19 protein-coding genes, 5 pseudogenes and 1 other annotated feature are annotated in these 26424 nt (G+C 35.6%); of the genes and pseudogenes, 22 read left to right on the top strand and 2 right to left on the bottom strand.

Annotated features, from left to right (window positions below):
• The first annotated feature begins 65 nt into the window (after positions 1-65).
• The 21 genes and pseudogenes from DS031_RS21550 (at position 66) to DS031_RS21460 (ending at position 23319) form a co-directional block, all read left to right on the top strand.
• Positions 66-539, top strand: coding sequence for an NUDIX domain-containing protein (locus tag DS031_RS21550; RefSeq protein WP_113808238.1), 474 nt, complete (start codon positions 66-68; stop codon positions 537-539).
• Between the two features lie 274 nt (positions 540-813).
• Positions 814-1033, top strand: a binding site (T-box leader).
• A 46-nt stretch (positions 1034-1079) separates the two neighbouring features.
• Positions 1080-2768 (top strand): arginine--tRNA ligase, encoded by a 1689-nt coding sequence (argS, locus tag DS031_RS21545; protein WP_113808237.1) that lies wholly within the window; start codon positions 1080-1082, stop codon positions 2766-2768.
• A gap of 175 nt (positions 2769-2943) precedes the next feature.
• A complete protein-coding gene (locus DS031_RS21540) occupies positions 2944-3663 on the top strand; it encodes a nucleotidyltransferase domain-containing protein (protein WP_113808236.1) in 720 nt (239 codons plus the stop codon).
• Positions 3664-3700: 37 nt separating this feature from the next.
• Positions 3701-4132, top strand: a complete 432-nt coding sequence (locus DS031_RS21535) for a GNAT family N-acetyltransferase (protein ID WP_245947602.1) — start codon at positions 3701-3703, stop codon at positions 4130-4132.
• A 43-nt stretch (positions 4133-4175) separates the two neighbouring features.
• The gene (locus tag DS031_RS21530; protein ID WP_113808235.1) at positions 4176-4622 is read left to right on the top strand and encodes an NUDIX hydrolase; all 447 of its coding nucleotides are present in this window, start codon (positions 4176-4178) and stop codon (positions 4620-4622) included.
• 171 nt (positions 4623-4793) lie between these two features.
• The gene (locus tag DS031_RS21525) at positions 4794-5477 is read left to right on the top strand and encodes an HAD family hydrolase (protein WP_113808257.1); all 684 of its coding nucleotides are present in this window, start codon (positions 4794-4796) and stop codon (positions 5475-5477) included.
• A 216-nt stretch (positions 5478-5693) separates the two neighbouring features.
• Positions 5694-7124, top strand: a pseudogene (locus tag DS031_RS21520) (IS4 family transposase).
• Positions 7125-8159: 1035 nt separating this feature from the next.
• Positions 8160-9692, top strand: coding sequence for an NADH dehydrogenase subunit 5 (locus DS031_RS21515; RefSeq protein WP_113808234.1), 1533 nt, complete (start codon positions 8160-8162; stop codon positions 9690-9692).
• The gene (locus DS031_RS21510; RefSeq protein WP_113808233.1) at positions 9692-12316 is read left to right on the top strand and encodes a DUF2309 domain-containing protein; all 2625 of its coding nucleotides are present in this window, start codon (positions 9692-9694) and stop codon (positions 12314-12316) included. The genes DS031_RS21515 and DS031_RS21510 overlap by 1 nt, the downstream gene beginning before the upstream one ends.
• A gap of 61 nt (positions 12317-12377) precedes the next feature.
• Positions 12378-12906, top strand: a pseudogene (locus DS031_RS21505) (carbonic anhydrase); the annotation flags it as partial.
• 162 nt (positions 12907-13068) lie between these two features.
• Positions 13069-13431, top strand: coding sequence for a Na-translocating system protein MpsC family protein (locus DS031_RS21500; protein ID WP_113808231.1), 363 nt, complete (start codon positions 13069-13071; stop codon positions 13429-13431).
• Positions 13432-14086: 655 nt separating this feature from the next.
• The gene (locus DS031_RS21495) at positions 14087-14680 is read left to right on the top strand and encodes a recombinase family protein (RefSeq protein WP_113808230.1); all 594 of its coding nucleotides are present in this window, start codon (positions 14087-14089) and stop codon (positions 14678-14680) included.
• A 111-nt stretch (positions 14681-14791) separates the two neighbouring features.
• Positions 14792-14953, top strand: a pseudogene (locus DS031_RS24600) (helix-turn-helix domain-containing protein); the annotation flags it as partial.
• Between the two features lie 220 nt (positions 14954-15173).
• A complete protein-coding gene (locus DS031_RS21490; protein ID WP_113808229.1) occupies positions 15174-16217 on the top strand; it encodes a LacI family DNA-binding transcriptional regulator in 1044 nt (347 codons plus the stop codon).
• Positions 16218-16525: 308 nt separating this feature from the next.
• Positions 16526-17836: an ABC transporter substrate-binding protein gene (locus tag DS031_RS21485; protein WP_113808228.1), complete on the top strand. Its 1311-nt coding sequence runs from the start codon at positions 16526-16528 to the stop codon at positions 17834-17836.
• 227 nt (positions 17837-18063) lie between these two features.
• Positions 18064-19317, top strand: a complete 1254-nt coding sequence (locus DS031_RS21480) for a carbohydrate ABC transporter permease (protein WP_245947605.1) — start codon at positions 18064-18066, stop codon at positions 19315-19317.
• Positions 19318-19334: 17 nt separating this feature from the next.
• On the top strand, positions 19335-20162 hold the full coding sequence (locus DS031_RS21475; protein WP_113808226.1) for a carbohydrate ABC transporter permease: 828 nt from the start codon (positions 19335-19337) through the stop codon (positions 20160-20162).
• A gap of 61 nt (positions 20163-20223) precedes the next feature.
• A complete protein-coding gene (locus tag DS031_RS21470) occupies positions 20224-20946 on the top strand; it encodes a ThuA domain-containing protein (RefSeq protein WP_113808225.1) in 723 nt (240 codons plus the stop codon).
• Between the two features lie 37 nt (positions 20947-20983).
• Positions 20984-21100: pseudogene (sda, locus tag DS031_RS24755) on the top strand (sporulation histidine kinase inhibitor Sda); the annotation flags it as partial.
• Positions 21101-21139: 39 nt separating this feature from the next.
• On the top strand, positions 21140-22183 hold the full coding sequence (locus DS031_RS21465) for a Gfo/Idh/MocA family protein (RefSeq protein ID WP_245947601.1): 1044 nt from the start codon (positions 21140-21142) through the stop codon (positions 22181-22183).
• Positions 22184-22350: 167 nt separating this feature from the next.
• Complete coding sequence (locus DS031_RS21460) at positions 22351-23319, top strand: sugar phosphate isomerase/epimerase family protein (protein WP_113808223.1); 969 nt, start codon at positions 22351-22353, stop codon at positions 23317-23319.
• Positions 23320-23406: 87 nt separating this feature from the next.
• Here DS031_RS21460 and DS031_RS24750 read toward each other — a convergent pair.
• Positions 23407-23546, bottom strand: a pseudogene (locus DS031_RS24750) (transposase); the annotation flags it as partial.
• Positions 23547-25204: 1658 nt separating this feature from the next.
• Here DS031_RS24750 and DS031_RS21450 point away from each other — a divergent pair.
• Positions 25205-25819 (top strand): hypothetical protein, encoded by a 615-nt coding sequence (locus tag DS031_RS21450; protein WP_181833283.1) that lies wholly within the window; start codon positions 25205-25207, stop codon positions 25817-25819.
• A 58-nt stretch (positions 25820-25877) separates the two neighbouring features.
• On the opposite strand, the gene DS031_RS21445 is transcribed toward DS031_RS21450, so the two are convergent.
• A complete protein-coding gene (locus tag DS031_RS21445; protein ID WP_281269152.1) occupies positions 25878-26300 on the bottom strand; it encodes a site-specific integrase in 423 nt (140 codons plus the stop codon).
• Positions 26301-26424 lie beyond the last annotated feature (124 nt).

Below are 26424 nucleotides of genomic sequence, written 5' to 3'. Positions count from 1 at the left end.
GAAGGAATTTTAATGATAGAAAAGAATGAAATTAAATTATTTTATACAAATAGGGAGGAAATAGAATGTCTTATCATATTAGGGTAAGAGCTGGGGCTGTTATCATAGAAAATGAATCGATACTTTTAATTGAATTTAAAGATGAAAAAGGATTACATTATAATTTACCAGCTGGAGGGGCTGAACCTAATGAATCCATTATTGATGCTGTTAAAAGAGAAGTGAAAGAAGAAGCATCCGTTGATGTTGAAGTGGGTCCATTAGCGTTTATTTATGAATATTCTCCTCACCTTACCCAGAATAAATATGGAGCCATCCATTCTTTAGGTTTAATGTTTGATTGTAGTATAAAAGATGGTCTTACACCGCAGCTTCCTAGTCATCCAGATCCTAATCAAACCGGTGTAAAATGGATACCACTATCCGAATTAAATGACATTGTTCTGTATCCTAATATCCGAAAACATATAGTTGAATATGCAAAAAACAAAAGAAACTTGGATTTGATCGAGGAACATACACTAGAAGAATACCTTTAATATGTTCTTCACCACGGAGATGTTAGTTTAATAAAAGTAACATGGAAAACTGGCTTCTGATTTAACAAAATGGGTATTATTGTAGCTATATTTAAAGTTTTTCGATGTTAGATCACGCTGGTAAATGACAACTTAATAGAAAAGTTCTATACTGGAATTGTTTTTTTTTTTTTTTAGATGAGTGGAAAACAAACATTTAAGAAGGAAAATATTGAGAAATATTGAAATACTATTTAAATTAGGTATAATGAATAATCAATAACTAATAAAACAACAAATATCAATGATAAAGAGAGTAGTTACTTTGCAGCGTTGAAGCGAGTTAGGGAGGGTGTGAGCCTAATACGAAGCAGGTAATGAACCGGACTTTTGAGATGTCTGCCTGAATATAAAGTAGGGCAGAACGGGGAAAACCTCGTTAACAATAATTGAGTTGGTTCTTATGGAACAATTAGAGTGGCAACGCGGGATAACTATGTACTCTCGTCTCTTTCTTTAGAAAGAGGCGGGAGTTTTTTATATGTAAAGGAGGAAATTTTCATGAAATATAAACATGATTTTGCAAACCATCTTTATAAGGAACTCGAGGGGAAACTTGATAAAAAAGAGATTATAAACCTTATTGAAAAGCCAAAGCATGCACAAATGGGTGATATGGCATTTCCTTGTTTTGAACTTGCCAAACTGCTGCGTAAATCCCCACAATTAATCGCCTCTGATATTGCATGTGATATTGAAAGCAGCCTGTTTGAAAAAATAGAAGCAGTTGGCGGCTATGTAAATGTTTTTTTAAATAAGCAAAAAGTAAGTTCTGAAATCATAAAAGAAATTATTAAGAAACAGCATCATTACGGAGATTTGAATTTAGGTAATAATGGAGTTGTTACAATCGATTTTTCATCACCAAACATTGCAAAGCCATTTTCGATGGGACACCTACGTTCAACTGTGATTGGAAATGCATTAGCACATATTACGGAGAAGTGTGGCTATAGAGTTGTTCGTATTAACCATTTGGGTGATTGGGGAACACAGTTTGGTAAGCTTATTACGGCTTATAAGAAATGGGGTAATGAAGAAGAGGTGAAGCAAAACCCTATTAAAACCCTGCTAGCATACTATGTGAAATTCCATGATGAAGCCGAAAAGGACTCGGAACTCGAAAACGAAGGACGTTATTGGTTCAAAAAGTTAGAAGATGGCGATCAAGAAGCAGTTAAACTTTGGAAATGGTTTCGTGATGAATCACTGAAAGAATTTTCGCGTATATATACTCTTCTTAACATTTCATTTGATTCTTATCACGGTGAAGCTTTTTATAATGATAAAATGGATCGCATTGTTCAGATTCTAGAAGGAAAAAATTTATTAGTTGAATCTGATTCAGCTCAAGTTGTCCCATTAGAAAACGAAGATTTACCACCTTGTTTAATAAAAAAATCAGATGGAGCTACACTTTATGCAACGCGTGATCTTGCAGCTGCATTGTATCGCCAAGAAACATATCATTTCACAAAATCCTTATATGTCGTAGGAAATGAACAAAGTCTTCACTTTAAGCAGGTATTTACTGTTTTAGAAAAAATGGGTTATAAGTGGGCAAGTGGGATGACGCATATTGCGTTTGGAATGATGTTAAAAGAAGGTAAGAAAATGTCGACAAGAAAAGGGAAGGTTGTGCTTCTTGAAGAAGTATTGGAAGAAGCCATTTCGCTTGCTTGTCAAACGATTGAAGAAAAAAACCCTTCACTTCAAAACAAAAATGAAGTTGCAGCCCAAGTTGGTGTTGGAGCCGTTATGTTCCATGATTTAAAAAACTACCGTATGAATGACATTGAATTTTCATTAGAAGACATGCTGAAGTTCGATGGTGAAACCGGCCCTTATGTTCAGTACACTCATGCTCGTGCCTGCTCATTATTAAGAAAAGGTGAATTTAAGCTATCCAACCATGATTTTGTTATTGATGATGATCAATCCTGGCCGGTAGTCACGATGTTAAGAGAATTTCCTGATGTCATTGAAAGAGCCGTTGAAAAATATGATCCATCACAGATAGCAAAGTATGTCGTTGATTTATCGCAAGCATTTAATAAGTATTACGGTAACGTAAGAATTTTAGAAGAAGATGGTCAAAAAGAAGCAAGACTTGCGGTTGTTTACACTGTTATGGTGGTTTTGAAAGAAGGACTTCGTTTACTAGGAATAAGTGCACCAGAAGAAATGTAATAGAAAAGTAGAACAAATATATATCCTTGGATTAATAGTCCGCGATACTTCAGTAAGTATCGCTTTTTTTAATGAAAGGCTGTTTTGATGGATAAAAGGAGCTAATTTTAAAGGTATTTTTGATAATAAACGAGAAATAACCTTTTATACATAAATTCCCAAAGGGGTGGTGTTAGTGGGAGAGTTCAAAAGGCTGCATCCTTTTGAAGCAGCGCAACAATTTGTTGATAAACATTTTCCTCGTTGTCACGGTGCAGTATTAGCTGGAAGTGTAGTAAGGGGGGAAGCAACAGAAACTTCTGACCTTGATATTGTCATTTTTGATGATAATCTTCATGAATCTTTTAGGGAGTCCTTAACTGATTTTGGATGGGCAATAGAAATTTTTGTACATAATTTAACCTCTTATAAGCAATTTTTTGAAAGTGACTGTGAAAGAGCAACACCTTCTATGCCAAGGATGATTTCAGAAGGGATTGTTTTGAAAGATAAAGGGGTTATCGGACTTATAAAGAAAGAAGCTAAAGAAATATTGGAAAAGGGACCTGAAGAATGGTCGGAAGAAACGATTAAAACAAAACGATATTTTATAACAGATGCACTCGATGATTTTATTGGTTGTACGAATAGAGCTGAAGAAATATTTATTGCTAACACATTAGCTGAACTTATTCACGAATTTGTCTTAAGAACAAATGGCTATTGGATTGGTACTTCTAAATGGATTGTACGATCATTAAAAGATTTTGATAAGGAATTTACTGAAGAATTTGTAGAAGCATTTGACTTCTTTTATAAAACGGGTAAGAAAAATAAAGTCGTACAACTAGTTGATAAAGTCCTGGATCCCTATGGTGGTCGATTATTCGACGGTTTTTCATTAGGAAAAAAATAAATTTTGAACTTACAAAAATTTATTAGAGGTGTATGCTGTGATTATCAGAAAAGCTTCTGAAAAAGATATTGAAAGTTTAGCAACATTGATGGGAACATTAGGTTATCCAACAACAACAGAAGAGATGGAGCAGCGTTTCGTTAAAATTAATTCAAATCCGATTTATAACACTTTCATTTCTGAATTAGATGGTAAAGTTGTTGGAATGATTGGTTTGTTTTTAGGTTATCGTTTTGAGAACAATGATAATTATGTAAGAATAGTTGCCTTTGTTGTTGCACCAAAATATCGAAATCAAGGGATTGGAAAAACCCTACTTTTAGCAGCAGAAAAATGGGCAAAAGAGCAAGAGGCTACCTTGATAAGCTTAAATAGCGGAAATCGCAGCGAAAGGAAAGACGCTCACCAGTTTTATACTCGTAGAGGATTTGAAGGGAAAGCAACAGGATTCTATAAAGCATTAAACTAAAATTTAACTGGACATTGAATGGATTTAAAAAGGGGAATTTGAAATGGCTAATTACGTCAAGGAATTAAGGAGTTTTGTAGGAAGCAGACCTATTATATTAGTGGGCTCAACAATTGCTGTTTTTAATGATCATAAAGAAATATTGTTACAATATCGTTCTGATACTAGAGATTGGGGATTACCTGGCGGTGCAATGGAATTAGGTGAATCATTAGAGGAAACGGCGAAACGAGAATTGTTTGAAGAAACTGGTCTAACAGCAACAAGTATTGAATTGATTGATGTTTTGTCAGGTGAGGAATTATATTTTAAATATCCTCATGGTGATGAGGTATATAATGTTATTGCTTTATACATAGCGAATGAAGTCTCAGGTAAATTAGTAATGAATGATGGAGAGAGTTTAGATTTAAAATACTTTTCTTTAGAAGATTTACCTTCTCAATTAGAGGGAAGAGCCAAAATCATTATAGATAAGCACTTTATATGAACATAGACTTTATAAAGAACCGTTCGAAAAGTGTACTTTTACGAACAGGTGCGATACTTAAACAAGGGGTATCGCTTTTTTCTATTAAAATAACAGGAAAAATCCTTGAAGAAGGTATTTGTCTTAATTATAAAGAAAACTATAATAATGATTTTTGGGGAGTGGATAAAAATTATAAAAGCTGTCGTATTTGATTTAGATGGAACTTTGTTAAATCGAGATAAATCAGTAAAGATGTTTATTGAAAAGCAATACGAGCGATTAAATAAATGGATAAGTCATGTCCCAAAAGATAAATACATAACAAGGTTTATAGAGCTTGATAATAGAGGTTACGTTTGGAAGGATAAAGTGTATCAACAGTTAGTTGATGAATTTGATATTACAGGTTTTACTTGGGAAGAATTACTTCAAGATTATATCAGTCAATTTAGAGATAGCTGTGTTCCTTTTCCTAATCTTATTAGCATGTTAGAAGAATTGAGGAATAATAACCTTGTTCTTGGAATGATCACAAATGGAAAAGGGCAGTTTCAAATGGATAATATTAAGGCTTTAGGTATTGAAAAATATTTTGAAACAATTCTCATATCTGAATGGGAAGGGATGAAAAAGCCTGAACCTCAAATATTCAAAAAAGCCTTAGAAAAACTCAACGTTTTACCTACTGAAAGTATATTTGTTGGCGATCATCCAGAAAAAGATGTGAAAGCTGCTCAAAGTATTGGGATGAAAGGTGTTTGGAAAAAAGACTATCAATGGGATGACGTTAAAGCAGATTTCATAGTGGATGATTTGGAGGAAATACCTTTAATTATAAGTAAATTAAGCAACCGAAATATCAAGTCTTATTAAGCTGAACGGATGCGTTTGTTAAATAATACAGATAGAAAATGATCAAACTTTATTTTAAGTCAATAACTACTAAACTAAAAATCTTAGTTAACTCAATAAGTATGTGTCCCAATAGGGTAAACTCCATGCCCATCAAGCTAAGGCAAATTAATACCTTGAAAATGAAAAAAACGCTATTCTTTTTGTATATCACTCAGAAAGGATGGCGTTTTTTCTATGAATCTGTCGATTTCAGATGAACTAAAGCTTTTTTCTCAAGAGCTCCAACGGTATTTGTCTCCCGAAGCTCTTCAACAACTAGCGAAAAAGGTTGGATTTGTTCAGCGTTCAAGTAAATTTCAAGCTCAAGAGTTAGTCGCCTTATGTGTATGGTGCAGCCAATGAGTAGGGAGTACATCGCTTACCCAGTTATGCAGCCAGTTAGAGACATCTACAGATGTATTAATAAGTCCTGAAGGACTTAATCAACGATTTAATCAGGCAGCTGTTCGTTTCCTTCGACAGTTGTTCACTTCTTTACTTACTCATAAGCTTTATACCTCTCAGAATCTTTCTCATCGTTACGCTTCTCACTTTCAACGTATTCGTATCCTAGACTCAACATCCTTTCAACTTCCCGATGGATTTATTTCTACCTATCAAGGAACTGGAGGAAGTGGTGGTAAGGCCGGGATTAAAATTCAATTAGAGTATGATCTTCTAAGTGGTCAATTTCTTCACGTTCAGCCGGGACCCGGCAAACAGAATGATAAACCCTATGGTTCCATTTGCTTACAAACTGTACAAAAAAGAGATTTATGTATACGAGATCTTGGCTATTTTAAACTGAACGACTTGTATAACATCCATACAAAAGGAGCTTATTATATCTCACGCTTAAAGGTAAATGCACGTATTTATCAAAGAAACCCTGATCCCTCCTACTTCAAGGATGGAAGGATAAAGAAAAATACTGAATACGTTCAGCTAGATATGGAAGAGATGATGAATCGATTACAGCCTGGTCAAACAGTAGAAATCTCTGAAGCTTATATTGGAAAGAAACAAACACTCCCTACACGCGTCATCATTCATCGATTGACAGAAAAACAGGCTCAACAGAGAGGAACACTCCAAACAGAGAAAGAGAAGAAGCAAGGTTTTGTCTATAGGGAACGAAGTAAAAAGCTAAGTGCTATCAACGTCTATATAACGAATATGCCTTTGGAGAAAGTCCCAACGGAACATGTTTATTCTCTTTATTCGCTACGATGGCAAATCGAGCTTCTCTTTAAAACCTGGAAGTCTTTTTTTGGTATTCATCGCTGTAAATCCATGAAACTGGAACGGCTAGAGTGTCATTTATATGGACAGCTCATCGGAATTTTATTATGTTCTTCTACCATGTTTCAAATGCGACAACTACTTCTCAAAAAGAAAAAGCAAGAGCTTAGCGAGTGTAAAGCCATTTACATGATTAAAGATTATTTTCCACTTCTCTTTCAAAACATACAAAAAAGCACCCAAGAACTATCAAAGATGCTGCTCCGCCTGTTCAACCTCCTACAGCGAAACGGGCGAAAATCCCACCGATATGAGAAACAAACCGTCTTTGATATATTGGGTGTTGTCTATCAGTATACCATGTGTCGTCAGAAATTAGCATAGTGTTAAAAAAATGACCTATACTAGGCTTATTTGGCATGCCTTCTTTTAAAAACATAGACATTTACTTTGTAGAAATAATGTCTAATCCTTCACTTGTCTATGTTAGCTTGATGGGCATGGGGTAAACTCTGTTGGGACTTTCGTATTTTCACGAGAATTCTATAATGATCATGTCCCATAAGACTTATCCCAAAATAGAGGTAAAAAAATGAGAGAAATAGAGTATTGCCGAGTCAGTTCGTCTGATCAAAACCCCAAAAGGCAAATTGTACAATTAGAAGAGATCCGTTACGAAATCATTTATCAAGTGTTCTATACTGTTGATCTTCCACAATCGGGGCCAGGTTATGGGGTAACTCTTATATTACGTAGTAGACTGATACTCCGCAACAAACAACCTTTTTTGATAAGTTTGTATTAAGCTAAAGTGATAGTATAAAAAATATGTTGTTTATAAAAGAGGGAATTGATACTTCATTCTCTGTATTCCAACATCCAAGTTGAATTCCTTTGAAATAAGGGGACTTGGGACTTTCTTGTTGACACTTTTTTAAATTTGGTGTATCTTATACTTAGCTTAATAATCGGTAGATGTTTATTTTTAACTTCTTAAATAATTTGAGCTTTAGCATTCTTTTAATATTTTCATATTGATTGGATGAAAAAGCTTCTAAAAATATAAGAATGAAAAGGTAGCGTGAATCGGTATATTTCATAATCTAGAGTGCTAGATTAGAGATATATCGATTTTGTTAGAAGGAGAATTATAAACATAATTTATTTTGATATTAAAAAAGGGAGTTCTTCAAAAAACTTCGTTGAAGTTAGTTGAAGTAAAACCGACAATTTTCAAGATTCAATGATTTTAAATCATCATTGAATTTTGAAGTTGTCGGTTTTTTTTATTGAGTAAATACAAATTTATTTAAAAAATCGTAATGCAGCAAATAAAATGTATGACTTTTAGAAAGATAGATGACCTTTTCTAAAAATAATTTTTTATGTGTTAGCGCTGTTTAGAAGGGAGAATGTTTTATGTTAGGTTCTTTGAGTTCATCATCATTGTTATCATTATTTTTTATTATGCTTGTTATTTCTGGACTTAGTGGTCTAATGTTTTTGCATCCACGAGTACCTTTGAGTTTTGTTCGCATTCATATTGGTATTGCTGCTTTACCGCCTTTGATTTCCTTATTGGCTCTTGCTAATACTAGTGTGAATGAAAATGTTGGTCATTGGTACTTGGATTCCTTAGCTTGGTTAATGGTTTTCTTTGTTCTTGCAGTTGGTTTAATCATTCAGCGTTTTTCTGTACGTTACTTAATGGGAGATCGTTTTTATCGAAAATATTTTACGCTTTTTACTTTCACTACAGGTGCTGCTTCAATTGCATGGTTAAGTGGTGATCTCCGCTTGATGGTTATATCTTGGGGAGCAACTCTCGTCGGTTTAACCTTACTTATAAGGTTAAATAGTGGATGGAAAGTAGCTAGTGAAGCAGCCAAGGTTTCTGGCCGCTTATTTACGTTAAGTTGGTTTTCATTAGTATTCACCGTCATTTGGCTTTTTCAAGTTACAGGTCAATGGCAGTTATCATTAGCTCTAACGAATGAAAGTTTAGCGCAGCTTGAGGCATGGGAGCGAACTGGAATTAATTTATTGATTGTGTTAGCGGTAATCATTCCTGCAGCCCAATGGCCGTTCCAAAGATGGTTAATTGAGTCTGTAGTTGCGCCGACTCCTGTTTCTGCGGTTATGCACGCAGGTTTAGTAAATGCAGGCGGGATTATGCTAACACGATTTTCACCTCTTTTTAATGGTGATATTGCTTCGATTGTTTTACTTATTTTTGCAAGTATTTCTGTATTAATTGGATCAGGAATTAGTTTAGTGCAGGTTGACTATAAACGTCAGTTAGTAGGCTCGACGATCGGACAAATGGGATTTATGCTCGTTCAGTGTGCATTAGGTGCCTATACAGCAGCCATTATTCATCTTATCTTACATGGTTTGTTCAAAGCGGCGCTGTTTTTACAGGCTGGTTCAGCAGTACGTCGTTTCGAAGCACCAACTTCCGTGAATGAAAAATCATCCTCTTTATGGATTATCGCTGGTCGGATTTTAAGTGTAGCTGTAGGGGTTGCTTTTTGGTTCAATGCTCCTGGAGAGGGGTATCACTTAATTAGTGCGCTAATCTTAGGATGGTCATTGTCCGTTTCTTGGACACAGCTCGTCGCTTTTGGAGAGGGAAGAATTGGTCGAATTGCCGGCTTATCATTTTTAGGAGGAGCTGCCATCGTTTATTTTCTAATTCATAACCTTTTCTATAAGTGGCTGCATACAAGCGTTTTTCAAAGTGCGCAGCCGCCAATGTCAGTTGTCATTACTGTCGTATGTCTCTTACTAGTTGGTAGTGTGATAGGTTCGTGGGCTGCTCGTAATCGTTCTTCTGTTTCCTTCGCAGTACTCTATCTTTGGTTAGTACGATTAGGTGAAGCAAAACCAAAGTCAGTAGAAAGTCATCCAAACTACCTTAAACAATTTTTAACTCAAGGAGGTAACCAGTGATGAGTGAAACATCTGTATTAACGAAAGAAAATGTAAAAAAGAAAGATACAACTATTAATCTTCCAAAAAGTGATATGACCGATTTAATTAAATCTGCGAGTCGAGTGATTGCACCACTTTGGCCGATTGCTGCTTTTGCAGCACGTAATCCGTGGATGGGGCTTGAAAAGCAATCTTTTGACGAAGCTGCAGATTGGTTAAAAAATACGCGTGATGTTGATATATATCCTAGTGCTTCTATGATTCTTTCGGCGAAGAATAAAGGTGAGATTGATGAAGCTTTTCTGAAAATGGGGCTGCAGCGTTGGCTTGCTTCACATTCTTTTAATATCCCACGTGACGCGGCAGAGCGATTTTGTCATGCTGCATTAAAATTAGAATCATTACCATCTGATCTTTTATCATCACAACAGCTGGAGAAATTAGTAGATGAATTTAGTGGGCTGAATACGGAGAATATCGAGAATTCTTTCATGCAGCCAATCAGTTCGTATATAGAAAATCAAGATGGTGAAAGGTTAGTTAATATTCTCGATCATCATGTTATTAAGTGGTGTAAATTATATCTTGATGACTCTCAGGCAGGTTGGACAATGCCAAATCGTGAGAAAGGTTTCTATCGTGCCTGGCAGCGTCTCATTCAATATGATCCAGCACTTAGTAAAAAACAGCGTCAAAGTTTCAAAGATTGGCCGCAAGATGCACATACGGCGTTAAAAGAAGCGTTATCTGCACTGAAAATTCCTCAATCAGAAATACAGACGTATCTTGAAGGTCATTTACTTTCCTTACCAGGATGGGCAGGAATGATGCTTTGGCGCTCCCAGCAATCGAGCCGTGAACATGCACTTCTAACAGAATATTTAGCAGTTCGAATTTCCATGGAGTGGGCGCTTGTAAAGCCTTATTTACCTTTGACCAATCAACGATCGGAGCAAAACGTTTCGATACCGCCCCTTTTAGCAGCTTGGATTCATTGGGGAGAGCTGACAATTGAGGAATGGTCACAGATGTCAGCCTCTGAACAAAACGAATATTTATCATTTGCCCACAGCTTTGATGAGAAGCTTTTTAGGAAGCTTTGGTTAGAAGCTTGGGAACAAACACACGCAGATCAATTAAGTGAGAAGCTTACTTCTAAACAACGTGAGACTAAAGGTGAAAAAACTGCATTAGCTCAATTAGCATTTTGCATTGATGTACGATCAGAACCTTTTCGTCGTCAGCTTGAAAAAGAAGGTCCGTTTGAAACGATTGGCATTGCTGGTTTCTTTGGATTACCGATTGCGACTAGTGAACTTGGCAGCAATCACAGTCATCCTTCGCTGCCGGTTATACTGAAACCTCAGCACAAAATAAAAGAGTCCGCAGATGAAAATGAACTTAACTTATATCAGCAGCGTAAGCAGACAGTTCATTCCGTAAGCAATACATTTAAAAAGATGAAACAAAATGTCCTTGCGAGTTTACTGTTACCTGAGGTAAGTGGACCTTGGCTCAGTCTCCAAATGGCAGCACGCAGCTTTGTGCCAAGAAGTGCAGAGCGTTTTCTTCGTAACCTTCGTGAGTCTTGGCTGCGCAAACCGAATACAACGCTCTCGCTTCATCATGATTCTCATACAGAAGCGGAGGTCCCTGTTGGTTTTTCTGACGAAGAAAAAGTAAATTATGCCCGCCAAGCTTTGAAAACGATGGGATTAACAAAAAATTTCGCACCATTAATCGTCATATGCGGACATGGTAGTCAAAGCAGCAACAATCCTTATGCTGCAGCGCTTGAATGTGGGGCGTGCGGTGGAGCGGCAGGTGGATTCAACGCTCGGGTTTTAGCTGCTTTATGCAACCTTCCAGAAGTAAGAGAGAAGCTTTCTTCTGAAGGAATTGAAATCCCTGAGGACACTGTTTTTGCAGCTGCTGAGCATAAAACAACAGTAGATGAATTACAGTGGGTGTATGTTCCGGAACTTTCCGAAGCTGCACAAGAAGCATTTGATCGTATGGAAGCTGTTATGCCGAAAGTGAGTCATCATGCAAATGCAGAACGACTTGCCCAATTACCGAATTTCGAAAAGGAACTTAAAAATCCGCATGCTGAGGCACAGCGATTTGCGGAAGATTGGAGTGAGGTACGTCCGGAATGGGGATTAGCTCGTAATGCCGCTTTTATTATCGGTCAACGCGAACTAACTCAGGATTGTGACTTGGAAGGTAGAGCCTTCCTTCATAATTATGATTGGAAGCAGGATGAAAGTGGTAATCTCCTAGCTAATATTATTGCAGGACCAGGAACGGTGACCCAATGGATTAATCTACAATATTACGCTTCAACGGTAGCACCTCATTATTATGGTAGCGGAAATAAAGCAACTCAAACCGTTACTGCGGGTCTTGGTGTTATGCAGGGGAATGCAAGTGACTTGTTAGCCGGACTACCTTGGCAATCCGTCATGCAATCAGATCACGAGGCTTATCATTCTCCTCTTCGTTTGCTGATTGTCATTCAAGCACCTAGCGAATTTGTAGAACGGTTATTAAATAATGATTCTGCATTACGTGAAAAAGTTCAAAATGGATGGGTTCGACTTGCTAGTGTTGATCCAGAAGGACGCTGGGAAAATTGGTAACTGCTATCAACTATTTGCTGCTTAATCAACAATTTATAAACATAAAGAAGGAGTGTACTAAATGAATTTAGATAAAATTCAAAAAGCATTATTTTTAACAGATATTGAAAACGGGTTGGAGACTATTTTACAAGAAGTGACTAATATTCATCCAGAAAACATGCTGACTATACAAAGCTATGGTAGTGTAATCTCACACCCTTATGGAGATATAATGAGGTCTGTTATCATTGCTATTTATCAGGAAAATGTTGAGGAGATTTTTGTTGTAGGAACAAAAGTTAAGGGGAATGCCTCAGCTAATGTACTAACTCAACTTGATTCAATGAAAGACAAAATACAAACATTGGATTATCTTTTTCAAAATAGTAGGCCCGAATTTTCAAGTGTTACGGTCAATGAATGGCTAAATGGAAAAGAAAATGCTAGTGATAATATCGAAAAGAATGTTAATATCATTCGTAATCATCCATTAGTGCCGTCACATGTTAAAGTTCGAGGTTTAATAGTTAATAATAATGATGGAAAATCCTCAATTGTTGAGGTTCCTACTAATAAAACAGCGTCAAATCTTACCTGATCATCACTTGTATAATCAGCTTTGTCAATATAGCATGCATCTTAGCAATTTTTCGAATTCAGGATTGACGACGGGCGCTCAACTTTATTTTATAAGGATGAAAATCGTCTTAGAGACTTAAAAAACATATGGACTAGACCAATTTTTTTATTAAATAGGAGATGTATTATATATGAAAATATCGAAAGGTTCTTTGGAATCAGAGATAAGTAAGTCAATTACTCAATGGGAGAAGGAATATCTTGGGCGTGGATCTGTATCTGTAAAGGCAGATATATTACGGGATATGATAATTGTGAACTTACAAGGTGTTCTAACACAAGCTGAATATACGGTTTGTGAAACAAAAGAGGGAATGTTATCGGTAAAGAAAATTCGTTCAGAGTTAGTTGAATCAGGTATAGAAGATCTTAAGAATATTATACTAACTATTACTGGAGATAAAGTTAAAAATTTCCATACTGATATAAGCTCTCGTACAGGTGAACGAGTGATGGTATTTAAATTATTTAATGATCTTGAGAAAAATCTTTAATGTAAAGAAATAAAGGAATGTCACCTTGAGAATTAATATATTTTAGTAAACACTACTATATCATAATGTCTGCGATAACCATTCGAGCCAAGTTGAGGGCTGAAACATATTGGTTTTTCTAATGTTTATAATATAAATAATAAATGAATGACTTTCTTGGACAGGATAAAGGTTATTGTAACAACGCATAATTAACGTTAAGCGGAAGTGTTTATCAACTTTCGCTTCTTTTGTTTTATAGTTATTGCACAGTACAACAATACTGTTCAGTAGAAAATGTACTAAAGGATGATACCTTAATTGGTTATCGTCTTTCTTCAACTATAAATTGCGTTTGATGAAAAAAGGAGCATACATATAATCCTGCCTAATATGTATGCTCCTTTTATTTTTTATTCACGCAAAATAAGTATTAAGAAAAGTGCAAAATAAATACAAAAGTTACATTCTTGTTATTTTACATTTTATTTTGCGTATTTTTGACGCGATGATTTGCACGACCTTATAAATAAACATAAAGAGATGGATCGATAGTTGTTTACTAAACTATCAATAGGGTATACCTTATTGATAGTTTGTCCGAGTGTTGATTTTACTGTATAATTTGGCTATCATATACACTTGTCTTTTGATTATCTGTTTTAGGGGGAATTTTATGATTTTTGGGTATGCACGTGTGTCTGCTTTTGATCAAAATTTAGATTCTCAAATCGAACAATTGAGAGAGGCAAAAGTAGATCGCATTGTTCAAGAAAAAGTATCGGGAATACAAAACCAAAAAGAAGAATTAAATCAACTACTCCATCAATTAGTGAAGGGTGACACCCTCATCGTGACGAGAATGGATCGTCTAGGAAGAAACACCAAACAATTATTAGAGTTCATTGAAGAATTAGAAGAACGTGGTATTCATTTAGTGATATTGAATCTAGGAATTGATACCAGAACTCCTTCAGGGAAATTTATTCTAACCGTCATGTCTGCATTTAGTGAGCTTGATCGAACCATGATCAAAGAAAAGCAGCAAGCTGGAATTGCCATTGCGAAAAGAAAAGGTACATACAAAGGAAAAAAACAGAAATTTACTTTAAAGCATGATGGGGTCAAACATGCGATGGAGTTACATGAAACCACCAATAAACCTGTAAAAGAGATCTGTAAAATTACGAATATAAGCGAAGCCACCTTTTATCGTCGATGGAGGGAGTATCAGAAACTGAAAAGCGAGCTGAATAGATCTACACAATAAAACAATCCTTTGGAGAGATATAATGGGCAGCGATCATCATGAAATCATATTCTACTCTGAAGAATCACGAAAACGGGCTATGAAAAAATATGAAGTCATTAAACCTATACGAAAGGGCGATTAAGAAAGTATCATGGCAAACATGCTGGAATGAATCATACAGTCAAGCTTTGTCAAGAGAGGAACATGACGGTGAAATAAATATGTGAGATCACCAATGTATCCCGATCAGCTTTATATAGAACATTAGATGCTTTAAAGAAAGAATCATAGATGATAGTAAACCTATATAATAGGAAGAAACACGTCAAAAAATAAGCATCTACCTCCACAAAAAGAGGAAGATGCTTTTTCAAAAAAGGGGAATATGTTATCAGTTTTGCAAGTTTGATAGATTTCTTGCACCAAAACCCAAAAATACATTTGACAATTGTCTGATTATTTTATATGATTAGTTTATCAAAAAAAGTTAACCGGTTAACTGGAGGACCCCATGAGTAAAAAAACGACAATACGTGATGTAGCTAAATATGCAGATGTTTCTCCTGCAACCGTTTCCTATGTTTTGAACGGGGTTAAAAAAGTGTCAGAAGAAACAAAACTAAGAGTTCTTCAAGCCATTGGAGAATTAAATTATTATCCTGATTTTACGGCAATTAGTTTATCAAAAAGAAAATCTAATTTAATCGGTATTGTGTTTTCATTAATCGATAATTCGTTTGCAGAAGTTATGAGGGAAAACCCTTACTATAATGAAATGATTAGTGGAATTGAGATAGTTGCTAGGAAAAAAAATTTTGACATTTTAATTACAGGTATAGGAAATATAGAAGAATATAGAAGTTGGGTTAAAAAAAGAAACTTAGATGGGCTTCTTTTTTTAGGTCTATTTCCACCAAAATTGTATAATGAAATGAAAAAAATTGATATTCCGATTGTCTTAATTGATACTTATGAAGAGTATACAAATGTTTACAAAAATGTGAATATTAATGATGAACTAGGTGGCTATTTAGCTACAAAACATTTAGTGGATTTAGGACATCGAAATATTGCCTTTGTTGCTACAAATATAAAAGTTAGCCTAGTTGATGAAAGACGTTTTCAAGGTTATAAAAGAGCTTTGAATGAAGCAAAGATTCCATTTAATAATAATTTATTTTTTGAAACTCTACTTAATTTTGAAGGTGCAATTACTTTTGAAAGCGGTTATAAAATAGGAGAACAAATCTTAGAAAGTCGAGAAAATATTACAGCAATTGTTACAATATCAGATATTTATGCTATAGGGATTATAAATGCACTTCAAAAGCATGGAAAACGAGTGCCGGAAGACTATTCAGTGGTTGGCTTTGATGATATTAGTATGTGTAATTATATCTTACCGAGTTTAACAACAGTGAAACAAGATATTTTTAATAAAGGTGAAGAAGCAGCTAAGATGCTTATTGATGCCATTGAAATACCATCTTCAAAGCCAAAAAGTATTGAGCTTCCTGTAAAGTTAATTGTTAGAGACTCAACAAAGCCGCTATAAGAGCATTTCTTAACGAGTTGTGAAGAAAACATGAAGCTTTGGGTAATGAAAGGAGGTGAATAAATAAAACGTAGATAGCCAAAGCTCAAATGTTTTCACATATATTTTTGTAAGCGCTAATATATACAGTTAAATCGTGACATCAATTACAAACTACAGACATTTTTGCTTAGTTAACCGGTTAACTGAAAATTTTTTGTTTTGTTAACCGGTTAACTAGAATCAAGTTTTTAATCTTTAAAAATTAATTATTTTATAAGTTTTATTTTTAGTTGGTTAACCGGTTAAATTTAAAGGAGGATGTTTATATGAAACAATGGAAGTTTAGTAAATTATTCGCGGTTGTTATGGCGCTCATGCTCGTTCTTGCAGCCTGCAGTTCTGGAGGATCTGAGGAGGAAGAGGCCGGCACTGATAATGGAAATGAAGCAAAAGAAGAAGTTGTAAAACTTGTTTATGCAAGTGGAAAAGATACGACAAAAGCAACAGATATGATTATAGAAGAATTTAATAAAACACATCCAAATATTCAAGTTGAATTTCGTGAAATGCCTTCTGATTCAGGAGCGATACATGATGCATTTGTAACAGCGTTAAATGCGGGTGATACTTCAATTGACGTAATGGCTTTAGATGTTGTATGGCCTGCAGAATTTGCACAAGCCGGTTATGTCCTGCCGCTTGATCGCTTTATCCAGCAGGATGGACTTGATTTAGGGGAGTATAACCAAGGGGCAGTAAGCGCCGCTTCATTTAATGGTAAACAATGGGCATTACCTAGATTTATTGATACAGGTTTATTGTTCTATCGTACTGATCTTGTGTCTGGAGATGAAGTTCCGCAAACATGGGATGACTTAACGGCAAAATCAGCGGAGTTAAACGGTCAAGGCGGAACAAAATTTGGGTACTTAATGCAAGCAAAGCAATATGAAGGCCTTGTTTGTAACGCATTAGAATACATTGCAGCTTATGGCGGTAACTTCCTTGATGAAAACGGCAACGTCATTATTAATAGCCCTGAAGCAATTAAAGGATTAAACAAATTAGTAGAAGTAGCAAATTCAGACTATGTTCCAGCAAACATTACAACATTTACAGAAATCGAATCACATACAGCATTTATTGAAGGTCAGTCACCATTTATTCGCAACTGGCCATATCAATGGAATGTCGCAAATAACCCTGAGGAATCTAAAATTGTCGACAAAATTGGTGTTGCACCATTACCACAAGGTGATGCAGGCTCAGCAGCGGCACTTGGTGGCTGGATGACCGCGATTAGTAAGTATTCTGAACATCCAAAAGAAGCATGGGAGTTTGTGAAGTTTATAGCAGGAAAAGAAGGCCAAAAAATCTCTGCTATTCATGGTGGACTAGCACCAACAATTCCAGCGCTATTTGAAGATCAAGAAGTGTTAGATGTAAATCCATTCTTCGCAAATGAAGGGTTTGTAAGCGGTTTAAATGCAGCTGTTTCTCGTCCGGTTGTACCAAACTACGCTGAAATCTCTGAGATTATTCAAATTCAAGTTTCAAAGGCAATTGCTGGACAACAAACAGTTGAAGAAGCTGTTAAAAACATGGAAACACAAATGAAAGAGAAGTTAGGTAAATAATCTTACTTGTTGACAATTGAATTAGCCTTCATTTTGAATAGGGAGGCTAATTCAATTTTATAAAAAGGGGTGTAAAAATGAGTGCGGAATTAGAAAAACGTGCTGAAGTACAAAGTAAGGAGCATTTTGAAGTGAAAAAAGAAAAAAATAAGAATGTTCAAAAACAAAAAGCACCTAAAGGTCATAATCGAAAAAAAGGAGTTTCTGAGAAAACGGCAGGTTACTTAATGGTTGCTCCGGCTTTACTTTTAATTGCAGTCATTGCGATCTGGCCAGTTCTTCAGTCCTTTTACTACAGCTTATTTGACTATAAGTTAAATGATCCGACAAAATCTGCTATTCATTTAAATTATAACATTGACTTAGAACGTTATTTAAATAACTATCCTTTCTTAATTGGAGGAATTGATAGCGAGATAAGAAATGGAAATGCAGCAGCGGAACTCGAAGAAGCGAAAGAACAACTTCAAGCATTAGATGCAAAGTTAAAAGAAGATAAAAATGTGGCTGAAAAATACGCATTGATTGACGGGAAATTAGCTAATTTTGAACAGATCAATAAAGAGTTAAGTGTCGTGACGATTGAAAAAGAGACAGCTGAACAATTTTTGAAAACGATTAAATCAATTAATGCGGATTTAGTCTCACTTCGAGATCAAGGAAACCTTGAAGTAGGAGATAAAATTACTGGACTATCTTCTGCATTAAACGACACCATTATTAAACCAAACTTTATTGGCTTTAAACATTATAAAGATAACTTAACAGATAAACGTATGTGGAGTGCGATGTGGAATACATTTACATTTACCATCTTATCTGTTGGGGCAGAGTTACTTTTAGGCCTTGCAATTGCGTTACTCATTAATAAGGAATTTATCGGTCGTGGACTTATTCGAGCAAGCATTTTAATACCTTGGGCAATCCCGACGGCGGTATCGGCGTTAATGTGGAAATTCTTATATGATGGCCAAAATGGTGTCATTGCAAAGTTTTTTGAAGAAATTGGTCTTGTTGATAAGATGGCAAATCTTTTAACAACCGATACAGGTGCCATGTTCTCCGTTATTTTTACAGACGTATGGAAAACAACACCATACATGGCGTTACTCATTTTAGCAGGTTTGCAAACAATTCCAAGTTCGTTATATGAAGCGGCTTCAATTGACGGAGCAACGAAATGGAAACAGTTTATGACCATTACATTGCCATTATTAAAATCAAGTATTCTTGTTGCTTTATTATTCCGTACACTTGATGCATTCCGTGTTTTTGACTTGATTTTCGTTCTAACAGGTGGAGGACCTGCAAACTCCACAGAAACGATCTCGATTTTAGCTTATAAAGTGATGTTCTCCCAAACAAACTTTGGTGAGGGTTCAGCACTTTCAGTGATTGTATTTATATGTGTAGCGGTGATTTCAACAATCTATATTAAGTTTTTAGGAGCAGAACTTACGCAAGATGGTTCCGCAAAATAGGGAGGGGGCTATATAGCATGAAGAAGAAAGCAGGTCCATTATTTTATGTGTTTTTATTCATCTTTGTTTTTATCGTGATGTTCCCATTTTTATGGATGTTAATTAGTTCGATTAAACCTTTATCTGAGTTGTTTGGAGAACAAGCATTTACACCATTTACAGCAGATCCAACGTTTCAAAACTACGTATCTGTCTTTACACAATATCCATTTTTAAGATACTTGTGGAACAGCTTAGTTGTGTCTGGTGTAACAACGATTTATACCATTCTTGTAGCATCGTTTGCAGCCTATGCGATTGCCCGTTTAAATTTTAGAGGGAAGCCAATCATTTTGGGAATTGTTTTATCTGTTTCAATGTTCCCGCAAATTGCAACGATTTCACCTATTTATATCTTTTTGAAAAATGTTGGTTTAACAAATAGCTACTTGGGATTAATTATTCCCTATACAACCATTACATTACCTTTATCGATCTGGATTTTAGTCACATTCTTCCGTCAAATTCCATTTGATTTAGAGGAGGCAGCTAAGATCGATGGTGCTTCTTTATTACAAACATATTGGAGGGTGATTTTACCATTAGCTGTACCAGGGATCTTTACAACGGCTATTCTTGTATTTATTGCCGCATGGAATGAGTTCTTATTTGCATTAACCATTAACACTGCAGAAAATTATAAAACAGTTCCGGTTGGGATTGCGATGTTCCAGGGTCAATATACAATTCCTTGGGGAGAGATTTCAGCTGCAACGGTAGTTGTAACAGTACCACTTGTCATCATGGTTCTTATTTTCCAACGACGTATTGTTTCTGGTTTAACGTCAGGATCAGTGAAGGGATAGTAAAAAACAGAGTTTAAACTTTTAGCATTTGAACTTACTAAATTAGAAGGAGTGTTTTTACATGATAAAAGTAACCGTATGGAATGAAAATCGACATGAACAAAAAAATCCAGTTGTGAGAGAGGTTTATCCTGAAGGTATTCATGGTGCCATTGCGGCATTCTTAACAGAAGCAGGGTTTGAAGCAGGAACGGCTACGTTAGATGAGCCGGAACACGGTTTAACAGATGAGGTATTAAATGAAACAGATGTTTTACTTTGGTGGGGACATCTTGCCCATGATGAAGTCAGCGATGAAGTCGTTGCAAAAGTGCAGCAGCGTGTATTAGACGGTATGGGACTTATCGTTCTTCATTCCGGTCACTTTTCGAAGATTTTTAAAACATTAATGGGGACAAGCTGTGATTTAAAATGGCGTGAAGCGGATGAGAAGGAACGCCTTTGGGTGGTTGATCCAAGCCATCCCATTGTAGAAGGAATTGGTGAATCTATTGAACTTGAAAAAGAAGAAATGTATGGAGAGCATTTTGATATTCCGGCACCAGATGAGCTTGTTTTTATGAGCTGGTTTGAAGGCGGAGAAGTGTTCCGAAGCGGCTGCACGTATCAACGAGGAAACGGAAAAGTCTTTTACTTTAGACCAGGACATGAAACATATCCAACATATTATAACAAAGACATTCAACGTGTGATTATCAATGCTGTGAACTGGGCAAAACCAGTCGATCGCAAGAGACCTGTTTACGGAAATGCAAAACCGCTAGAACTGCTTGCTGTCAAGTAAATCAATTACTTTGAAAAAATAGTAGAAAGATTAACAAATGATCCAGATATTAAATAACCAAACTCTGATTCATAGTTTTATTAAAGCTTTAGAATTAAATCTTGACAATGATTTTATTGCGTTGTTGGCAGAAGAACTCAATAAAAGAAATTTAACACTAAATGATAAAAAGATTATAGGGAGGAATTTACACATGAGTACATTAAAAATCGGAGTTATTGGTTGTGGAAGTATTGCACAACATCGTCATTTACTAGAGTATGCGGTAAATGACGCAGTAGAAATCGCTGCCGTCTGTGATATTGTGCAGGAGCGTGCAGAAGAAATCGCAGAAAAATATGGGGCAAAAGCGTATACAAGCTATGAAGAATTACTTGCAAATAAGGAAATCGATGCAGTAAGTGTATGTACACCAAACTACTTACATGCCCCGATTTCAATTGCGGCGTTAAATGCTGGAAAGCATGTTCTTTGTGAAAAGCCAATGGCCACATCACAACAAGAAGCAGAGGCAATGATTGAAGCGGCAAAACGCAATGGTAAAAAATTAATGATTGCTCATAACCAGCGTTTTGTTTCGTCGCATCAAAAAGCAAGAAAATTAATTGAGAATGGTGAGATCGGTAAAATTTACAGTTTTCGCACGGCGTTTGGTCATGGCGGTCCAGAAGGATGGAGTGTAGAGGGCAAAGAAGGTTGGTTCTTCCAAAAAGAAAAAGCGTTCATTGGTGCAATGGGTGACTTAGGTGTTCATAAAACAGATTTGATTCGTTATCTGCTTGGTGAAGAGGTGACAGAGGTTGCCGGATTTGTTGAAACAAGCGCTAAAGATTTTTCTGATGTTGATGATAATGCGGTGTGTGTATTAAAAATGGAAAGCGGTATTATCGGTACGCTAGCTGCAAGCTGGTCTTATGTTGGAAAAGAAGATAACTCAACCATTATTTACGGTGAAAAAGCGATTCTTCGTTTAGAAGATGATCCAACACATTCACTTGTTGTGCAGTATCAAAATGGAGAAGTCGTAAAATATGAATTAGGAAAAATTCAATCAAATGAATCAGGTGGTCAAGTCAATTCACATATTGTTGAACAATTTGTAAATTGCGTACTTCATGATACAGAACCACCAGTTAGCGGTGAAGAAGGCATGAAATCGTTACAAGTTATTTTAGCAGCACTTGAATCAAATGAAACGAAAAAAATTGCTCGTGTTTCAACTGCGGTGTCTGTATAAGTAAATTAGTAATTGGAATCATCTATGTTGGAGAGAATTGCCTAACATCAGTGATTCCGGCTTTCAAACCATTAAGTGTTCGGCAGCGGATGCAGCTATTTATAGAAAAGTGAAAAAAGGAAAAGTGTTTATTCTTACTAAAATTTTAGCAAAGGAGATGTCCAGAGATGAAATTAGGTGTTTTTACAGTCTTGTTTTCTGATCAATCATTTGAACAAATGCTTGATACGGTAAAAGAAGCAGGACTGCATGCTGTTGAAATCGGAACAGGATGCTATCCAGGAAATGCGCATTGTAATTTAGATGTACTATTAGAAAGTGAAGAAAAACGTAAAGAGTATCTGCAAAAAGTGCAGAATCGTGATTTAACGATCAGCGCATTCAGCTGTCATGGCAATCCAATCTCACCGGAAGAGTCGTTTGCGAAAGAGTCACATGAAACGCTTTTAAAAACAATTAAACTTGCATCATTACTTGATGTCCCGGTTGTGAACTGTTTTTCAGGAACAGCAGGTGATCATGAAGGGTCGAAATTTCCGAACTGGCCGGTCACACCTTGGCCGAATGAATACGGTGATGTTCTAAAATGGCAGTGGGAAGAAAAACTTATTCCATATTGGAAAGAAGTTGGCCAATACGCAGAAGAACATAACGTAAAAATTGGCTTAGAGCTTCATGGTGGTTTTTTAGTGCATACCCCTTATACGCTGTTAAAGCTTCGCGAAGAAACATGTGAGGCGATCGGTGCAAACTTAGATCCAAGTCATTTATGGTGGCAGGGCATTGATCCTGTTGCGGCGATTAAAATTTTAGCAAAAGAAAATGCGATCCATCATTTCCATGCGAAAGATACGTATATTGATCAAGAAAATGTGAACATGTATGGATTAACTGATATGCAGCAATATGGTGACGTGCAGACACGTGCATGGTCATTCCGTTCAGTAGGCTGCGGTCATAGTTTAAAAGAATGGTCTGATATGATAAGCGCCCTTCGCACATACGGTTATGATTATGTTGTAAGCATTGAGCATGAAGATCCAATCATATCGATTGAAGAAGGTTTTAAACGTGCGGTAACAAATCTTCATTCTGTATTAATTGAAGAATTACCATCACAAATGTGGTGGGTATAGGAAAAAGAGAATGGTCTGTCTGATAAGTCCCTAAAAAAGGAAACAGGAAACGAAAACTTACCGTTTTTCGTTTCCTGTTTTTTATATTTTCAGTAGGTTGTGGGCTAATGCCACAATCCTAAACTCGCAGTATACTTTGTCAAGACCCCGCAAGGAAATCTGTGGAACGACCGATTGCCCTTGATGTGACCAAACACGCTTTCTATCTCAACTTTACGCCGAGCATAGATGGTCTAAAGGAATTTCATTCGTAAAAAGTGTTTAGAAACATACTTTTTACGCCGTAGAAACACAAAATTCGTTTGATTTACGATTAAATTATCTAGAAAATATAAATTGAAAATTGCATGTGATGAGTTTAACAAAATGGTTATTTTGTTAAACTCATTAGCAGCATGAAAAAGAAGCCAAAACATTGATAAAATCAAAGGTTTGGCTTTTGGGGATTCAAAAAAACATTTTTAATTTAACATTTTGAATGTGATTGTTTCATCAAATTTGACATATTGAATAATGAACAACAAACAGCCTCCACTTTACATTAAATGGAGGCTGTTTGTTCCCATAAAAGAAGAATGTTAAGATGTTTGATGGATCTCCGATTAGTCTTTAGGTTCAGTGAAGAGAGTTACGCTATAGTATTCGAGGTAAATCCTTCATTAACTGAGTGTGACATAATACTCAAATGTGGTACGATCTGGAAAGATTAATCGCTGCCATTTTACCATTTCTTGTGTAACTAAATCCCTATTTTTTATGTGCAAAACAAACAGGCAATCTCCCTCGCAAAGATCCCCTATTTGCATACTCTTATTGGTGTGGCTAAACTTGCATCATAAGCAACCACTTTGACTATTTAATAACCATTTAATCATAAAACATAATAAAGTGGTTGTATAGGTTACTACCGAAAATAAACAAAACCTTAACCTTCTTTACAATGGTAAAACGAATTAGCTTGAACAGCTATATTTATCCAATTTTTTTGCCAAAAAGAAGCCTACCTTTTTGTGGTAGGCTCTAGAAGGAGGGTGAAGAAATTTAATACTTAAAGAAAAATTTTTCGTGGATTATTTTGATTGTAGCATGCCCTAATTCAATAAATGCTGATGTTGTCACGTTTTTTATCATCTTTTTTACAGTTGAGTTTAATAGAGATCGATTTGAGTGGAAGCCTTTATGAAGGAGAAGAGAAAATTTCAAACTTATAACATAATGTCAAAAAGATCACATATTCTAAATGAAGTCTTATACATTTTGCTATTCTAAAGGTGGACATAGGCAGTATCTCTCTGCGATTCCCCCTTTTTAAATAACATGGATGACGCGCTAAACTAGGATCTCCACTTCACTATAATGTAGTAAGTTAAGACTAACTCTAAAAAATAATTACATGATTCCACTCTAATATTTTATGATAATTCAAAGCTGGCTGAGACATCATACAGAATTATTTATTTTAAAAACTCATACTTTTTCTCATAGTATTTTTCATATCGGCTTAATTCCCTTTAAAACAAAATCGAAAAACGTTGATTTAAAGCCATTTTTCCAATACATTTCTTTCAATTTTATAGGTGGCTTGATGGACGGCATGATGTAATTTCAAGCCCCCGGAAAAGCGTCAAACCCTGATCTAACAGGGTTTGACGCTTTTTTTATTTTCTCTCTAATTAAAAAACTCATATGGAAATTTTTATCTTTACTAATAGCTTGAAAATAAAGTTTGAACAATGACATGAAAGATTGATAACATATAAAAAAGTCGTATCGAAATTTTGTTTGCAAATATTCAAAGTCCTACTATCCTCCTTGCTGCATTAAAGGGGGATAAGTACAAATAGTAAGAATGAAAATAAAAGTTCTAAAGTGGAGTGGAAATGGAATGGAATATGGTGACTATAATAATCCTGAAAATTGGGTTGGTGGTTTTTATGAGCTTTCTATTGAATATCGTCCATTTGATGATGAGAAAAGGCTAAATGAAGCTCTAAATGCTCTGTGTAAGAGTAGCTTTTTTAATGGGATTTGGGAAGAAAAAAAGTATTATAAAAAACATTCTATTTCTCTACCAATAGATATTGAAGGTGAGAGCGTAAATCAATTTTATGGGACCTTATTTCTTTCGGAAGACAATGAACTACCTTGTGTTATTAGCGTGGTTAGAGTGAGTGGTGAATCAGATTGGTTAGATATTGCTATACCCCAAGCAACATTTGAAAAGAAATATCCTTATAAATATCCCCTTACAAAAGAGTTAAACCCTTGGTTAAATAAAGTCGACGAGATGTATACACAGTTGGCAGAAATCATATTCAGCAACTCGCCCTTTGATTTTGCGATGATTGGAGAAGAAATTTCAGGTTATACAAATCAAGAAGAAATAACTGTAGAGGTTATTAAAAATATAACTTGTATACTCCCAATTCAATTACAAAAAAAACTTGGACTCCAAGGGGAAGGAAAAGAACTGTCAAAACAACTTAGAATTTTTGATTAAGATCTTCTTTCTCCACAAGCAATAAAGTTTATGAGAACAGCGTTTATTTAAAAAGGTTTTATAACAATCCACGCATCAATTGGCTAAATTTCTCCGCAGCATTTTCTTCCATGTTTTTGGTCATGTGCGCATAAATGTTCATGGTCGTTTTGTAATCAGAGTGGCCAAGACGAAGTTGGATTTCTTTTACGCCCACGCCAGCTTCAATTAATAAAGATGTATGGGTATGCCGGAAACCATGAAGTGTGATCTTCTTACCAATGCCGGCTTTATTTAATAACCGAATTAACCGGATGTCAACGAGCTTTCGCAAAGTAGGATAACCATCTTCACGAGCAAACACAAATTGCTCGTTGTAGTAGTTGGCCTTATTTTTTAGAAATTGCTCGTTTTGTTCAGCTTTATGTTTTTTAAGCAGAGAAATTAATCCGTCATCAATTCGTATTATCCGTTTCGAACTGTTTGTCTTAGGCGGTAATATATAAGTTCACTTTGATTTTTCATCACGTTTAAACTGTATACAAAACCGTCAATACTGCTCCTAAGAAAACAAAATCAAAGGAGCGGTTCAAATGAAACAACTACAAGTTACAAATGATCATGGA

The sequence above is a fragment of the Bacillus taeanensis genome, assembly GCF_003318295.1.
Taxonomy (GTDB): domain Bacteria; phylum Bacillota; class Bacilli; order Bacillales; family UBA6769; genus Maribacillus; species Maribacillus taeanensis.
This window is presented reverse-complemented; position numbering and strand designations above follow the sequence as displayed.

Coding starts and splice junctions, on each gene's coding strand:
- DS031_RS21550 (WP_113808238.1), top strand. CDS start 66: ATGTCTTATCATATTAGGGTAAGAGCTGGGGCTGTTATCATAGAAAAT.
- argS (WP_113808237.1), top strand. CDS start 1,080: ATGAAATATAAACATGATTTTGCAAACCATCTTTATAAGGAACTCGAG.
- DS031_RS21530 (WP_113808235.1), top strand. CDS start 4,176: ATGGCTAATTACGTCAAGGAATTAAGGAGTTTTGTAGGAAGCAGACCT.
- DS031_RS21515 (WP_113808234.1), top strand. CDS start 8,160: ATGTTAGGTTCTTTGAGTTCATCATCATTGTTATCATTATTTTTTATT.
- DS031_RS21510 (WP_113808233.1), top strand. CDS start 9,692: ATGAGTGAAACATCTGTATTAACGAAAGAAAATGTAAAAAAGAAAGAT.
- DS031_RS21500 (WP_113808231.1), top strand. CDS start 13,069: ATGAAAATATCGAAAGGTTCTTTGGAATCAGAGATAAGTAAGTCAATT.
- DS031_RS21495 (WP_113808230.1), top strand. CDS start 14,087: ATGATTTTTGGGTATGCACGTGTGTCTGCTTTTGATCAAAATTTAGAT.
- DS031_RS21490 (WP_113808229.1), top strand. CDS start 15,174: ATGAGTAAAAAAACGACAATACGTGATGTAGCTAAATATGCAGATGTT.
- DS031_RS21485 (WP_113808228.1), top strand. CDS start 16,526: ATGAAACAATGGAAGTTTAGTAAATTATTCGCGGTTGTTATGGCGCTC.
- DS031_RS21480 (WP_245947605.1), top strand. CDS start 18,064: ATGGTTGCTCCGGCTTTACTTTTAATTGCAGTCATTGCGATCTGGCCA.
- DS031_RS21475 (WP_113808226.1), top strand. CDS start 19,335: ATGAAGAAGAAAGCAGGTCCATTATTTTATGTGTTTTTATTCATCTTT.
- DS031_RS21470 (WP_113808225.1), top strand. CDS start 20,224: ATGATAAAAGTAACCGTATGGAATGAAAATCGACATGAACAAAAAAAT.
- DS031_RS21465 (WP_245947601.1), top strand. CDS start 21,140: ATGAGTACATTAAAAATCGGAGTTATTGGTTGTGGAAGTATTGCACAA.
- DS031_RS21460 (WP_113808223.1), top strand. CDS start 22,351: ATGAAATTAGGTGTTTTTACAGTCTTGTTTTCTGATCAATCATTTGAA.
- DS031_RS21450 (WP_181833283.1), top strand. CDS start 25,205: ATGGAATATGGTGACTATAATAATCCTGAAAATTGGGTTGGTGGTTTT.